General features: G+C 65.6%; 13 protein-coding genes and 1 tRNA gene. 7 read left to right on the top strand and 7 right to left on the bottom strand.

What is annotated here, in order from left to right; translation table 11 throughout:
- Nucleotides 1-152 precede the first annotated feature (152 nt).
- Nucleotides 153-1,595: an MATE family efflux transporter gene (locus AC628_RS08610; protein WP_074126310.1), complete on the top strand. Its 1,443-nt coding sequence runs from the start codon at nucleotides 153-155 to the stop codon at nucleotides 1,593-1,595.
- An 18-nt stretch (nucleotides 1,596-1,613) separates the two neighbouring features.
- Here AC628_RS08610 and AC628_RS08605 read toward each other — a convergent pair whose 3' ends face one another.
- From AC628_RS08605 to AC628_RS08590, 4 genes are all read right to left on the bottom strand, one after another.
- Nucleotides 1,614-2,030, bottom strand: coding sequence for an SRPBCC family protein (locus AC628_RS08605; protein ID WP_074126308.1), 417 nt, complete (start codon nucleotides 2,028-2,030; stop codon nucleotides 1,614-1,616).
- Between the two features lie 133 nt (nucleotides 2,031-2,163).
- A complete protein-coding gene (locus AC628_RS08600; protein ID WP_074126305.1) occupies nucleotides 2,164-2,523 on the bottom strand; it encodes a VOC family protein in 360 nt (119 codons plus the stop codon).
- A gap of 56 nt (nucleotides 2,524-2,579) precedes the next feature.
- Nucleotides 2,580-3,419 carry a helix-turn-helix transcriptional regulator gene (locus AC628_RS08595; RefSeq protein WP_074126303.1) on the bottom strand — a complete coding sequence of 280 codons (840 nt, stop codon included), beginning with the start codon at nucleotides 3,417-3,419 and terminating at the stop codon, nucleotides 2,580-2,582.
- A gap of 9 nt (nucleotides 3,420-3,428) precedes the next feature.
- Nucleotides 3,429-4,007: a methylated-DNA--[protein]-cysteine S-methyltransferase gene (locus AC628_RS08590; protein WP_074126301.1), complete on the bottom strand. Its 579-nt coding sequence runs from the start codon at nucleotides 4,005-4,007 to the stop codon at nucleotides 3,429-3,431.
- A gap of 205 nt (nucleotides 4,008-4,212) precedes the next feature.
- On the opposite strand from AC628_RS08590, the gene AC628_RS08585 reads away from it, so the two are divergent.
- The 4 genes from AC628_RS08585 (at nucleotide 4,213) to AC628_RS43815 (ending at nucleotide 6,478) form a co-directional block, all read left to right on the top strand.
- Nucleotides 4,213-5,733, top strand: a complete 1,521-nt coding sequence (locus AC628_RS08585; RefSeq protein ID WP_074126370.1) for a glycosyltransferase family protein — start codon at nucleotides 4,213-4,215, stop codon at nucleotides 5,731-5,733.
- A 110-nt stretch (nucleotides 5,734-5,843) separates the two neighbouring features.
- A tRNA-Gly gene (locus AC628_RS08580) sits at nucleotides 5,844-5,917 on the top strand.
- 93 nt (nucleotides 5,918-6,010) lie between these two features.
- Nucleotides 6,011-6,262 carry a DUF3551 domain-containing protein gene (locus tag AC628_RS08575; protein WP_074126299.1) on the top strand — a complete coding sequence of 84 codons (252 nt, stop codon included), beginning with the start codon at nucleotides 6,011-6,013 and terminating at the stop codon, nucleotides 6,260-6,262.
- Nucleotides 6,263-6,304: 42 nt separating this feature from the next.
- Nucleotides 6,305-6,478, top strand: a complete 174-nt coding sequence (locus tag AC628_RS43815) for a hypothetical protein (RefSeq protein ID WP_168193332.1) — start codon at nucleotides 6,305-6,307, stop codon at nucleotides 6,476-6,478.
- Between the two features lie 314 nt (nucleotides 6,479-6,792).
- Here the strand turns inward: AC628_RS43815 and AC628_RS08570 are convergent, their stop codons facing one another.
- On the bottom strand, nucleotides 6,793-7,812 hold the full coding sequence (locus AC628_RS08570) for an LLM class flavin-dependent oxidoreductase (protein ID WP_074126367.1): 1,020 nt from the start codon (nucleotides 7,810-7,812) through the stop codon (nucleotides 6,793-6,795).
- A 294-nt stretch (nucleotides 7,813-8,106) separates the two neighbouring features.
- Here AC628_RS08570 and AC628_RS08565 point away from each other — a divergent pair, with 294 nt between their 5' ends.
- Both AC628_RS08565 and AC628_RS08560 read left to right on the top strand, forming a co-directional pair.
- The gene (locus AC628_RS08565) at nucleotides 8,107-9,273 is read left to right on the top strand and encodes an NADH:flavin oxidoreductase/NADH oxidase (protein ID WP_074126297.1); all 1,167 of its coding nucleotides are present in this window, start codon (nucleotides 8,107-8,109) and stop codon (nucleotides 9,271-9,273) included.
- 39 nt (nucleotides 9,274-9,312) lie between these two features.
- The gene (locus AC628_RS08560) at nucleotides 9,313-10,242 is read left to right on the top strand and encodes a dihydrodipicolinate synthase family protein (protein WP_074126295.1); all 930 of its coding nucleotides are present in this window, start codon (nucleotides 9,313-9,315) and stop codon (nucleotides 10,240-10,242) included.
- A 580-nt stretch (nucleotides 10,243-10,822) separates the two neighbouring features.
- Here AC628_RS08560 and AC628_RS08555 read toward each other — a convergent pair.
- Nucleotides 10,823-11,992 carry a cytochrome P450 gene (locus tag AC628_RS08555; protein ID WP_074126293.1) on the bottom strand — a complete coding sequence of 390 codons (1,170 nt, stop codon included), beginning with the start codon at nucleotides 11,990-11,992 and terminating at the stop codon, nucleotides 10,823-10,825.
- 106 nt (nucleotides 11,993-12,098) lie between these two features.
- Nucleotides 12,099-12,896: a helix-turn-helix transcriptional regulator gene (locus AC628_RS08550; RefSeq protein WP_074126291.1), complete on the bottom strand. Its 798-nt coding sequence runs from the start codon at nucleotides 12,894-12,896 to the stop codon at nucleotides 12,099-12,101.
- Nucleotides 12,897-12,974: the final 78 nt, after the last annotated feature.

Here is a 12,974-nt window from a genome sequence, read left to right as displayed (position 1 = left end):
ACCATGGCGCGGCTCCCCAGATCGCGCAGAGAGCGATCAGCAAAAGTGGTTGCCGGTTTTGCGTCCGATCGCGCTCTGAATCATAAATTTGGGCGCATGACCTTTTCGCCAAACCGCACGCCCTTTGGCGGGTCATGCGCAGTGGAGTAGAAATGTCCGATCTCGGCCTCGCCGAAATACCTGTCGACGAACAAGAGCGGCCGCTGCCGCCGCCGGTGACCAAGCCGGCGCGCAATGCGCTGCTCGACGGGCCGATTCTACGCACGCTGTTGTGGCTGGCGTGGCCGAACGTGATCGCGCTCTCCGCCGGTACCTGTGTCGTGATCGCGGAGACCTCCTATATCGGCCGGCTCGGCGTCGAGTCGCTCGCGGCGATGGCGCTGGTGTTTCCCTGCGTGATCCTGACCATGACGATGTCCGGCGGCGCGATGGGCGGCGGCGTCGCGTCTGCGATCGCGCGCGCGCTCGGCGCCGGCGAGATCGAGCGCGCCTCGACGCTGGCGATGCATGCGCTGCTGATCGGGCTGACGTTTGGCGTCACCTTCATGCTGGGCATGCTGATCTTCGGTCCGCGCCTGCTCGAACTGCTCGGCGGCCGCGGCAATGTGCTGGCACAGGCGATCGCCTATACGCAGGTTTTCTTCGGCGGCGCGATCCTGCCCTGGCTGATGAACACGATGGCCGGCATCCTGCGCGGCACCGGCAACATGAAACTGCCGTCGACCATGATCCTGTCCTCGGCGGTGTGGCAGATCATGCTTGGCGGCACGCTCGGGCTCGGCCTCGGGCCGGTGCCGCAGTTCGGCATGCGCGGCGTCGCCGCCGGCTCGCTGATCGCCTATTCGATCAGCATCAGCGTGATGGGCTGGTATCTGTTCTCGGGCCGCGCCCGCGTCAAGCCGAAGCTCAAGGGGCTGCGCGTGCAATGGGCGATGTTCATCGACATCCTCAGGGTCGGCGCCGTCTCCTGCTTCTCGCCGCTGCAATCGGTTCTGACGATCTCGATCTTCACCCACATGCTGGCGCAGTTCGGCACCGCGGTGCTCGCCGGTTACGGCATCGGTGCGCGGCTCGAATTCATGCTGACCTCGGTCGCCTTCGCGGTCGGCATCGCCTCGGTGCCGATGATCGGCATGGCGGTCGGCGCCGAACGCGTCGCGCGTGCCCGGCGCATCGCCTGGACCGCAGGCACGGTGTCGTTCCTGTCGGTTGGCGTGGTCGGCAGCTTCATTGCTGTATTCCCCGACCTCTGGGTCAACCTGTTCACCAGCGATCCGCATGTGCGGGCGACCAGCCATCAATATCTGTCGACCGCCGCGCCGATGTACGCCTTCATTGGCCTTGCGATGTCGATGTATTTCTCTTCGCAGGGTGCCGCGAAGGTGCTGGGCCCGGTGCTGGCGCAGACCGCGCGGCTGATCTTCATCGGCACCGGCGGCTGGTGGCTGTCGACGGATGAGGCGAGCGCGCAAAACTTCTTCGCACTCGCCGCCGCCTCGATGGGCGTGCTCGGCGTGCTCTCGTGCCTCAGCGTGATCCTGACCCGCTGGGGCAAGTCCGCGCCGGTCGCGGATGTGCAGCCGGCGTTGTCGTAGGCTGCGCGACCGGGAATGTCACGCCGCGCTCTTCTCCCTGGCCGATTTCGCCAGCGCGGCCTGCATCGCCGCCGCGCCGAGGTCCATTTGCGCGTCCATGTAGGGCGCGATCTCGTGCGGCAGCACATCGGCGATCCACACCACCCGGCAGCGCGCATCGCTTTCGACGAACACCTGCACCGAGGCGGAATGCTGTTTCAACCGCTCGCTGGTGATCGCATAGACCAGCCGTCGCCGCTTGTCGTCGCAATCGACCATCGTCTCGCGCGCCACGGTGCCGTTACTGAAAGTGACGGTACGGACGTCGCCGTCGAGCTGCGTGTCGGTGACGAAGCCCGGCACCAGCCGCGTATGCAGTGCGCCGAAATCGCGCAGCGCGTCCCAGACGTGGTCGGCCGGCGCGTCGATCGGGATGTCTTTTTGAATGGAGGCCATGGGAGTGGGTCCTTGCTATTTGAGTTTGCCGTCATTACGAGCGAAGCGAAGCAATCCATGCCGCAGCTGAGTGAAGTATGGATTGCTTCGTCGCTTCGCTCCTCGCAATGACGGCGGAGATCGTGGCGTGCACCTAGGTGCTCACCGCCTCGACATTGTTGCCATCGGGGTCGAGCAGGAACGCCGCGTAGTAGGTCGGGCTGTAGTCCTTGCGATGGCCCGCCGCGCCGTTGTCCTTGCCGCCGGCCTTCAGGCCTTCGGTATGAAATGTCTTGATCGCCTCGTGGCTCGGCGCGCGGAACGCGATGTGGGTGCCGCTTTGCGCCTTGCCCTTGTGCAGATGCAGCCAGAGCGCGGGCTCGCCCTTCGGGCCGAAGCCCGCGCCGCTGTCGTCGCGCGAGCACAGCACGAAGCCGAGCGGCGCCAGCACCGCGGTGTAGAAGCGCACGCTGGCGTCGAGATCGGCGACGCGCAATCCGATATGGTCGTACATGATGAGGTCTCCAGTCGCTGGGCGCGTCGACGGACGCGCGGACTGGAGAAGCCTAGCTATTGCAGCGCAAGGCGTTCTTGGAGAATCTTGCGGTCGCCGCGCGAGGCTTGGCGGAACTTGAGCGGCGAGGCGCCGGCGGCGCGGTGGAAGCTGCGCACGAAATTGGAGAGATCTCCGAATCCGACACCATAGGCGATGTCGGTGACCGGGCTGTCGTCATCCACCAGCCGCCGCGCCGCATGGCGCAGCCGCGAGCGCACGAGATATTGATGCGGGGTGACGCCGAGCACGGCAGAAAACAGCCGCAGGAAATGGAAGGTGCTCAACCCGGCCTGTTCGGCTGCATCGTCGAGATCGATCTGATGATGCGAATTGGCGTCGATCCACAGCGCGGCCTCGACGGCGCGGCGGCGATCGCGCAAGCCGGCGGTGAGGGGCTTTGCCTTGCGGTCGGACACCAGCTCGACAAGGCGGCTGGCAAGGATGTGGCCGACCTCGTCGAGTCCGACATCGCTGTTGCCACCTGCCGCCGTTTGGGCGAGCTCGCCGATCACCATCAATTCCGGCAGCGGCGGCACCGAGCCGACCTGCCAGACCGATGTGCGATCGCCGATCGTCTCGACCAGCTCCGGGTCCAGGAAGAACGACAGGCATTCGTCGCCGACCACATGGTCGTGCGTGCAGGTGTATTCGTCGCCCGGGTGGCCGACCAGGATCGAGCCTGCCACCAGCTCATGGAAGCGGCCGCGGCAATGGCAGCCGAAGCTGCCGCTGCGCACATAGGACACGGAATGGCAGGCGAACTGCTCGGCGAACGGCTTGTCGCCGGGCTCCGCCGTGCAGCGAAACTCGTTCACCGTGATGCGATCGCGCTGCAACAGCGTGGTTCGGGTCATACCCGAGATTTAGGCGTGCGGCCGGGGCCGTGCAACGGGCAGCAGCACGTCGAACAGGGTCTTGCTGGTGGTCGGCTGGGCGCCTTCGATCGAGAGCAGCCGCCGCTTGGAGATGCTGCCGCCGTTCCGTGAAATCCGGTCGGGATAGTGCCCCGCTTCGAGCACGCGGTGGCAGGGCACGATGATCATGAACGGATTGCGGCCGAGCCTCTGCGCCACCGAATAGACCGCGCCGGTCGCGCGGAGCGCGCTCGCGACCTCGTCATAGGTCCGGGTCTCGCCGCGGGGAATGCTGCGGACGGTCTCGTAGACGCGTTGGTTGAAGGCCGGGATGCCGCTCATGTCGAGCCCCACGCCTGTGAGGTCAGCATCGCCGCCGTGCAAGGTCGCGACGATGCCCTCGATCGCGAGCTCGATCTCCGCGGGCGGCCGCATCTCGCGCGCGTCGGGGTAGAGCTGGAACAGCCGCTTGCGGGTTTCGATCTCGCGGAGCTCCGGAAGCTGGACACCGGCCACGCCGGCTTCGCCCCATGCGATGCCGCATCGGCCGATTGCCGTGTCGAAAATGGTGTACCCACGCCCCGCCATGACGCCACGAGCCCCCCACGCGGGCGAGCATAACATCGTCGCGGTCCGGCGCATCCGAAAATCTTGACGTTTAGTTAAGCATGTTACGGCCGGCGCTGTGTGACCTCGACGACGTCCGGTCACGCATCGTCCAGTCACGCATCTTAAAGGCTTTGCCCGCAATCTGGTCGCCGGCATGCTGCTCCAAAGGACGATCGGCGGAACGATGACGAGCACGAGCGCCGGGGCTGCGCCCGGCCGCGCTGCCATGGTCGCGCGCGCCAGCCGGCGTTTGCACCCGCTGTTCGCGTTGCTGCTGCTGGCGTTGGTGATCCGCCTTGCGGTCGCCGTCTGGCCCAACGTGATCTATCCCGACGAGGTCTTTCAGTATCTCGAGCCGGCGTGGCGGATGCTCGGCCATGACGGCATTTTGACGTGGGAATGGCGCGAGGGTATTCGCGGCTGGTTCCTGCCGACATTGCTGGCCGGGCCGGTTGCGCTGGGTGATGCGATTGCGCCTGGTGGCGCAGGCGCCTTCCTGGTGCCGCGCCTGATCGCTGCTTGCGCCTCGCTGTCGATCGTGATCAGCGCCTGGTTCGTCGGCGCGCGGATCTCGCGAACCCATGCCGTCGTCACGGCCTTTGCCGCCGCGACCTGGTTCGAGTTGTTCATGCTCGCGCCCCACACATTGGGCGAGCCGCTGGCGACCGCGCTGATCGTGCCGGCGGCGCTGCTGATCACCGACCATCCGTCACAGCGGCGTCTCGCGATCGGCGGAGCCTTGCTCGCTTTCGCCTTTGTCTGCCGCTTCCAGTATGCGCCGGCGATCGCCGTGCTGGCCCTCGGGGCGTGCTGGACACGCTGGCGAAACCTCGTTCCGCTGGTCGCCGGCGGGCTCGTTGCGCTGCTGCTCGCCTCCGCGATCGACCTTGCACATGGCGCCGTGCCGTTCGCCTGGCTGATCGCGAACATCAAGGAAAACCTCGTCCACGATCGCGCCATCGAATTCGGCGTGTCGCCGCCGTCGGCCTATCTGATCGACTTTCTGACCGTGTGGTCGGTGGCGATCCTGCTGCCGCTTGCTGCGATCTGGCGCGGCTGGCGGCATGCGCCGCTGCTGCTGACCGTGGCGCTGGTCAACCTCGTCTTCCACAGCCTGATCACGCACAAGGAATACCGCTTCGTCTTCCTGTCGCTGGTGTTGTTCATCACCGTCGCGGCGCTGGGCTCGGCCGATTGGGTGCAATGGCTGCGCGCGAAAGCCGCGTGGCGCCGCTGGGCGTTGCCGATCGTGCTCGGCGGCTGGGCGTTGCTGTCGGTGGCGATGGCCGGCGCCAGCGACGGGATGCGCGAGTACTGGATGCGCGGCGTCGGCGCAGCGCGGCTCGCCGCCGAACTGCGCAGCGATCCGCAGATGTGCGGCCTTGCGCTTTACAACGTTCGCTTCCAGCAATTGCCGGGGCGGGAGCGATTGGTCGGCCCGGTGCCGCTCTATGCGGTGCAGCCCGCCGATCCGCTCGCCGAGCTGATCCTGCCGCCGCTGCTGCTGCAGGCGGCCAGGCCGGCCTTCAATCGCATCCTGGCGCGGCCCGAGGCCGCAGGCGATCTGCCGGCGGATTTTTCGCAGCAAAGCTGTGCCCGCGTCGGCTTCAGCGAAGCCTGCATCTATGCCCGCGGCGGGAGCTGCGATGCATCGGCCGCAGCGCCCTTTGTCATCAATGACGTGCTGGTGAGGATGGGCCAGTAGCGGGCGGCGGTGCCGCGACCGGCGTCACTGCACGCTTGATCCTCGACCGCCGCCCGGGCTATGGTCCGGCGGGTCGCACCCACAGGGTTCGACCTCAAGCAATTGAGATCGCGGGCGTAGTTCAATGGTAGAACGGCAGCTTCCCAAGCTGCATACGAGGGTTCGATTCCCTTCGCCCGCTCCAGCCCTCAGGCAAAATTGCACGCGATGGTTTTGTCGGCGAGACAATGCATTTCGCAGCAGCAATTTATTTCGCGGCGATAGCAGGAGACGAGACGTGAGGTTGCTTGCAGCGCTGTTGCTCTCGCTCGGCGCGCTTTGCACGACGACGCCGGCATCGGCGCAAATGTATGACCCTCGCTATCCCGTCTGCATGCATGTTTACGGGGAACTGCTCGGCGAGCGAATGGATTGTATCTTCACATCGTTGCAGCAGTGCCAGGCCAGCATGGCGGGCAATCCGGCCACCTGCCTGGTGAACCCGTTCTACGCGCCAAGATCGGGGCGTCCTGCCAGGCCTGAACGATGACCCTTCCGCTCGTCCCTGCGAGCGTTCATTCGAGATCGATGCATGGAATGGTGGTACTACGCGCTGTTTGCCGTCGTCGTCCTGATCGGGTGCGTGTTCGTCGTCCGCGCCCGGCGCGGCAGGGATTCGAACGAGGATCAGGAACTCAACCGGCGGATCGATGAGCGTATCGATCGCCTCGATCTCAATCGCCGCACGCGTGACCGGGACCCTTGATTGACCTCGCGCGAGGGTCCCGGGATATTACGGCGATCTGTTCACGCAACGTGCGCGCCTAACGAACTGTACTCAACCTGTTCTTCTCACAACGCGCAGTTATGTTTCCGTAGTTCTCCGCGTTTGAGAACGGAGTTCCGCCGGAACGTTTCTGCGTGTTCCGGGGTTAGCCCGGCAGAACCGGCTCACCTCCGGCGGAGAATGGCCGGTTCAAGCCCGCGGCCGGTCGTCCGCCCTCAACCACACCCCCCTGGAGGACGGCCGCCGCGGGTCCTGATCCGTGACGAGGGGATCGCTGCATTTCTCCGCTGGATTCAGCGCCAACCCATCGCGGGCGCGACGTGAGTCAGGATGCTCTCGATCACATGCGCGTTGTAGGCGACGCCGAGTTGATTGGGGACGGTCAGCAGCAACGTGTCGGCCTCCGCGATCGCCTCGTCGGTCTTGAGCTGCTCGATCAGCTTGTCCGGCTCGGCGGCGTAGCCGCGGCCGAAGATCGCGCGTGTCCGCTCATCGATGAAGCCGATCTGGTCTTCCTCCTGCCCGTTGCCGAAATAGGCGCGGTCGCGATCGTCGATCAGCGCGAAGATGCTGCGGCTCACCGAGACCCGCGGCTCGCTTGTGTGGCCGGCCTCCTTCCAGGCGGCACGATAGGCGCGGATCTGCGCGGCCTGCTGGATGTGGAAGGCTTCTCCGGTCTCGTCGCTCTTCAGCGTCGAGCTCTGCAGGTTCATGCCGAGCTTCGCGGCCCAGACCGCGGTGGCGTTCGAGCCAGCGCCCCACCAGATCCGCTCGCGCAGACCTTCCGACAGCGGCTCGAGCCGCAGCAGACCCGGAGGATTGGGAAACATCGGCCGTGGATTGGGCTGCGCAAAACCTTGTCCGCGCAGCATGTCGAGGAAGATCTCGGCATGACGCCGGCCCATGTCGGCGTCGGTCTCGCCTTCGCCCGGCTGATAGCCGAAATAGCGCCAGCCATCGATCACCTGCTCGGGCGAGCCGCGGCTGATGCCGAGTTGCAGGCGTCCCTTCGCGATCAGGTCGGCCGCGCCGGCGTCCTCGATCATGTAGAGCGGATTTTCGTAGCGCATGTCGATCACGGCGGTGCCGATCTCGATCCGGCTGGTCCTCGCGCCGACCGCCGCCAGCAGCGGGAAGGGCGAAGCCAGCTGGCGCGCGAAGTGATGGACGCGAAAATACGCGCCGTCCGCGCCCAGCTCCTCGGCGGCGACCGCAAGGTCGATGGATTGCAGCAGCACGTCCGCGGCCGAACGGGCCTGGGATTGCGGGGAGGGCGTCCAGTGCCCGAACGAGAGGAAACCGATTTTTTTCATGTCGGCAATGTAGGCATGTCCGATGCGAATTGCGATCCGTGGCGTGATCCCCGGCATGACTGAAAGTCAGCCGGGGATGACTGAAAGTCATCAAGGGATAGTGGAATCTGTTTACCAGCCGCGTGAATATCCCGCGGCAAATGTTGCGGGTTTTGTGGATCGTGCTGTCGCCCGGGTGCGCTGCATGCGTGCAGGTCCTGCCGCCTGCGCTGTCGTGCGTCTTGCGATTGCGGGACGCGCCGCCTAGCTTTCGGCCGCCATACTTTCCGCCACCACGCTCTACCGCAGGTCCCGATGCCGCAGCCGTTTCTGTTTCAGCCGATCACGCTTCGTGGCGTGACCTCCCGAAACCGCATCCTGATTTCACCGATGTGCCAGTATTCGGCGACCAACGGCCTCGCCAATGATTGGCATCTTGTTCATCTTGGTAAGTTTGCCCAGGGCGGCGCCGGGCTCGTGATGGTCGAGGCCGCGGCGGTCGCTGCCGAGGGGCGCATCACCCATGGCGATGTCGGCATCTGGAATGACGAGCAGATCGCGCCGCTCGAACGCATCGCCGCCTTCCTGAAGGACAATGGCGCGGTGCCCTCGATCCAGCTCGCGCATGCCGGCCGCAAGGCCAGCATGCAGCGCCCGTGGTACGGCAATGCCGCGCTCGACGAGGCGGACCACGCTCGTGGCGATCTGCCGTGGCGGACCGTGGCGCCGAGCGCGATCCCGATGGAGGAAGGCTGGCTGATGCCGCACGCGCTCGATGTCGCCGAGCTCGCTGCGCTGCGCGAGCAATGGCGCCGCGCCACCTTGCGCGCGGTGGAGGCCGGCTTCGAGTTCGTCGAGGTGCATTGCGCGCACGGCTATCTGCTGCACGAATTCCTTTCGCCATTGTCGAACCGCCGCAGCGACGCCTATGGCAGCGACCGCGCCGGGCGGATGCGCTATCCGCTCGAGATCATCGAGACCGTCCGCGCGGCCTGGCCTGCCGAGCGGCCGCTGGCGGTGCGGATCTCCTCGGTCGACGGTGTCGACGGCGGCCTGACGCTCGAGGACCAGATTGCGTTCGCGCGCGAAGCCAGGGCGCGCGGCGCCGATTTGATCGATTGTTCGTCGGGTGGCCTGCTCGGCTCGGCAACCGCGGCGCGGATTCCGCGCGGCTATGGCTTCCAGGTGCCCTATGCGGACGAAATCCGACGTGCCGCCGAGGTCGCCACCATTGCCGTCGGCCTGATCCTGCATCCGCAGCAGGCGGAGGATGTGCTGGCAAACGGCCATGCCGATCTGGTCGCGATCGGGCGCGAGGCGCTGTTCGATCCGAACTGGCCGCTGCATGCCGAGCTTGCGCTTGGCGGCGGAAGCGGCGAAGTGTTTGCATCCTGGCCGAAGCAGTATGGCTGGTGGCTGGAGCGGCGCGAACCGGGCCTGCGCAGGCTCGAAGGTCCGCCGCTGCCGTTCCGCAGCGCGTGACACGACAAGCTGCGACAAGATCATGAGGGAGGATTTGACATGACGAGTTCGGCACAGCGCCCCTATCGCGGCGTCTTCCCGGTGGCGCCGACCATCTTCGACGCCAACGGCAATCTCGACCTCGACGGACAGCGGCGCTGCGTCGACTTCATGATCGATGCCGGCTCGCACGGCATCTGCATCCTCGCCAACTTCTCCGAGCAGTTCGTGCTGACCGATGCCGAGCGCGAGACCGTGATGCATGCCGTGCTCGAGCACGTCGCGGGCCGCATTCCCGTGATCGTCACCACCACGCATTTCTCCTCGGCGGTGTGTGCCGCGCGTAGCCGCGAGGCACAGGCCGCCGGCGCTGCGATGGTGATGATCATGCCGCCCTATCACGGCGCGACCTTCCGCGTCGGCGAGCCGGCGATCTATGAGTTCTATCGGGTGGTCTCCGATGCGATCAACATCCCGATCATGATCCAGGATGCGCCGGTCGCGGGCACGCCGCTCTCGGTCGATTTCCTGGCGCGGATGGCGAAGGAGCTCGCCAATGTCAGGTATTTCAAGATCGAGGTGCCGATGGCCGCGAACAAGCTGCGCGGGCTGATCGAGAAGGGCGGCAGCGTGATCGAGGGACCGTGGGACGGCGAGGAGGCGATCACTTTGATGGCCGACCTCGATGCCGGCGCCACCGGTGCGATGACCGGCGGCGGCTATCCCGACGGCATCCGCCAGATCATGGATCCGTTCCTCGCCGGCCGCCGCGACGAGGCCGTGCAGGCCTATGCGCGCTGGCTGCCGCTGATCAATTACGAGAACCGCCAATGCGGGCTGCAGGCCTGCAAGGTTTTGATGCGCGAGGGCGGCGTCATCAAGTCGGATGCGGTACGGCACCCGCTGCAGCCGCTGCATCCGGCCACACGCGCCGGGCTGATCGAGATCGCGCGCTCGCTCGATCCGGTTGTGCTGCGCTGGGGACGCTAAAAGCTGAATCGGCTCAAGCGGCGTACTCGCTGCACCTCTCCCGCTTGCGGGGGAGGTCGCTTCTGCGAGGGCTTTCTTTATGAAAGCGAGGAGCCCCGGGCATCTCGGCGGATGATCCTGTGATGCCCATCAGCGCTCGCCAGAAAGCCGGCTGGTTGCATAATTGGCTTTCGTAATCGGTGGTAGTCGAGTTATGTTGTGACTTGATGGAGCTGGTAGGTGACAATTCTGAGCTTAACGGTATCTGGGGATCCGAAGCCCCAGACATCCTCGTTATCGGCGGCTATGCCATACGGCGCGACATGACCGCTGGCCTGCTGGAGAGGGTACAGACGTTCAAGGCCAAACACGGCCTAGACAGCCACTGTCCGGTCAAATGGAATATGCGTGACTTGGATCGTCCGCTTGCGGCCCATGGCCTGGAGAACCAAAAGCAAATCCTCATCGAAAAGAGTGACGTCCTCCGTACAGATTTGCTTGACGCTCTCGCCACGGCTGGCGCAGTGGTGTTCATCAGCGCCATCCACGCCTATTCAAACAACAAGCAAGTTCTGGGTAAGACGAAAGAAGACTTGGTAGGCTACGCGTCCCACGTCACCGGCAAATCCAGCAGGCCGCGGAACGCCCAGCCGCCGATCCGCGGCGGCTTGTGCTCGATCAGTCGCAAGTTCGTCAGCCGCTCGAAGATCGCGGGCAGCGCGACGTCGGCGACCATGGCGCGCGAGGCCCAGGCGCCGGCGCAGAAATGCGGACCGGCGCCGAACGCGATGCTTTTGCTGGCGTCGCGGCGGACGTCGAACCGGTCGGGCTCGCTGAAATGCTTCTCGTCGCGGTTCGCCGAGCCGAACATCAGGAACACCCGTTCATTGGTCTCGAACCCGACATCGCGGATCGTCCAGGGCTTTGCGATCCGCCGCGGCGACATCCCGATCGGCGAGATCCAGCGCGCATATTCCTCGAACACCTGCAACCACGGGATCGTGCCGCTCCTCGCCAGCGCAAGCTGGTCGGGATGGGTCAGCAGCGCCCACACCGCGCCGGCGATCGCATCGCGCGGCTCGTTCTGGCCGCCCGAGATCGCCAGCTTGATGTTGGCGCGCACGCTTTCCATCGGCATGTCGGTTTGCAACAGCACGCCGAGCAGGCTGAGGTCGGGCGTCTTGCGCAACACCGGCACCATGTCGTCGATCGCGGCGTCGATGCCCGAGGTCGCCGCGTGGCAGCGCGCCTCGATCGCGGGATCGCCGACATAATTGGCGATGCCGTCGATCATGCCCTGCGACCAGGCATTCATGTCCTGGAAGCGCATATTGGTGAGGCCGGTGATCGATTTCAGGCATTCGGCCGAGAACGGCAGCGCGAAGGCCTGCACGAAATCGACCACGCCGTCCGGCGACAATCCGTCGAGGATGCGCGCCGCATGTCCGGCAAACTGCGCGGTCCAGTGCGATCGCACCGTCTTCGGCGAGATCGCCGGGAAGATCGCCTTGCGCTCGTTCATGTGCGCATCGCCGTCCTTGCGCATCATGTTGTGGCCCATCAGCCTGTTCATCAGCCCTTCGGGCTGGTGCGATGAGAATACGTCGATCTGCTTCTCGGAGACGAAGATGTCGTCGCGGTTGCACAGCAGCGTGCTGCCGAGCTGCGGCACGAAGGCGATCGGCGCTTCCTTGCGCATGCGCGCCAGCGTCGGATAGGGATCCTGCCAGAAGGCGGGGACATCGATGTCGAAATGGGGAGCGGTGCTCACAGCGCGATCTCAGGTGGCGTTCAGGTTTCGAGCTGAGCATAGGCCGGCAGACGCCGCCGGTCTGTCCCTACCGTTGGGGACAGGAGGAAGCGGCCGCTTCGACGCTTCAGTTCAGCTGGCGTGCCGATGCCATCAGCCGCAGCGCGATTGCGAACAGCTCGTTCTGCGAGGAGATGCCGAGCTTGTCATAGGCGCGCTTGCGATAGGTGAGGGCGGAGTGCAGCCCGATGCCGAGATCGGCCGCGATCGCTTCCGAACTGAGGCCCGAGAGGATGCGCACGCAGACCTCCTTCTCGCGCCCGGTCAGCCTGGCGAGCGGCTCAGTAGTCGCAAACAGGCTCTTCAGCCGCGCGATCGGATCGGCATCCGCCGCTGGATCGCGCTGGAAGTGCCGCGCCACGGCGGCGGTCAATGCGGGGGCGACCGCGGCGAGGCGCGCGATCTGCTCGCGGCTGAAGCGGCCCTGCTCGGTGATCTGGTAGAAATTGACATAGAAGCAGGTGTCGCCGGTCCAGATCGCGGAAGCGAATTTGTCGACGATGTCGGAATCGTCGAAGAAGATCTTGCGGTAGCCGTCGCTGTACATCCGGCGGGCAAAGGTCGGCAGCAGGATCGGCGCCGCCTGCGCCTGGCCCTCGAACACCGCATCGCGGTTCGGGTCGGCCTGGTGGAAATGCTCGGAATAGGCGATCCCGAGATCGTGCCCGGTCGGGATGTTGCCGACGTCGAGCAGGCACGCGGCGGACCGTGGGCCCGTGAACGAGAACACCATGCAGTGACCGACGCCGGCGACGCGGCACAGCGCGTCGATCAAGGCCTGCGGAAAGCTGGCGCGGCCGATCGCCAGCAGCGCCGGCGTGATGTCGCTGACGACAGAAGTCTTGAAGGCGTAATCGGCCTTCATGGCGTCCTCCCTGTGTTTCGGAAAGACTAGCAGCGACATCACGGGGGTGGAAGCGGTGCGTCGCCCCGGAATGACGGA

The organism is Bradyrhizobium sp. NAS96.2, from assembly GCF_001908235.1.
Classification (GTDB): Bacteria; Pseudomonadota; Alphaproteobacteria; order Rhizobiales; family Xanthobacteraceae; genus Bradyrhizobium.
This window is presented reverse-complemented; position numbering and strand designations above follow the sequence as displayed.

Excerpts from the sequence above, each read along its gene's own strand:
- AC628_RS08610 (WP_074126310.1), top strand. The coding sequence starts at position 153 with ATGTCCGATCTCGGCCTCGCCGAAATACCTGTCGACGAACAAGAGCGG.
- AC628_RS08605 (WP_074126308.1), bottom strand. The coding sequence starts at position 2,030 with ATGGCCTCCATTCAAAAAGACATCCCGATCGACGCGCCGGCCGACCAC.
- AC628_RS08600 (WP_074126305.1), bottom strand. The coding sequence starts at position 2,523 with ATGTACGACCATATCGGATTGCGCGTCGCCGATCTCGACGCCAGCGTG.
- AC628_RS08595 (WP_074126303.1), bottom strand. The coding sequence starts at position 3,419 with ATGACCCGAACCACGCTGTTGCAGCGCGATCGCATCACGGTGAACGAG.
- AC628_RS08590 (WP_074126301.1), bottom strand. The coding sequence starts at position 4,007 with ATGGCGGGGCGTGGGTACACCATTTTCGACACGGCAATCGGCCGATGC.
- AC628_RS08585 (WP_074126370.1), top strand. The coding sequence starts at position 4,213 with ATGACGAGCACGAGCGCCGGGGCTGCGCCCGGCCGCGCTGCCATGGTC.
- AC628_RS43815 (WP_168193332.1), top strand. The coding sequence starts at position 6,305 with ATGGAATGGTGGTACTACGCGCTGTTTGCCGTCGTCGTCCTGATCGGG.
- AC628_RS08570 (WP_074126367.1), bottom strand. The coding sequence starts at position 7,812 with ATGAAAAAAATCGGTTTCCTCTCGTTCGGGCACTGGACGCCCTCCCCG.
- AC628_RS08565 (WP_074126297.1), top strand. The coding sequence starts at position 8,107 with ATGCCGCAGCCGTTTCTGTTTCAGCCGATCACGCTTCGTGGCGTGACC.
- AC628_RS08560 (WP_074126295.1), top strand. The coding sequence starts at position 9,313 with ATGACGAGTTCGGCACAGCGCCCCTATCGCGGCGTCTTCCCGGTGGCG.
- AC628_RS08550 (WP_074126291.1), bottom strand. The coding sequence starts at position 12,896 with ATGAAGGCCGATTACGCCTTCAAGACTTCTGTCGTCAGCGACATCACG.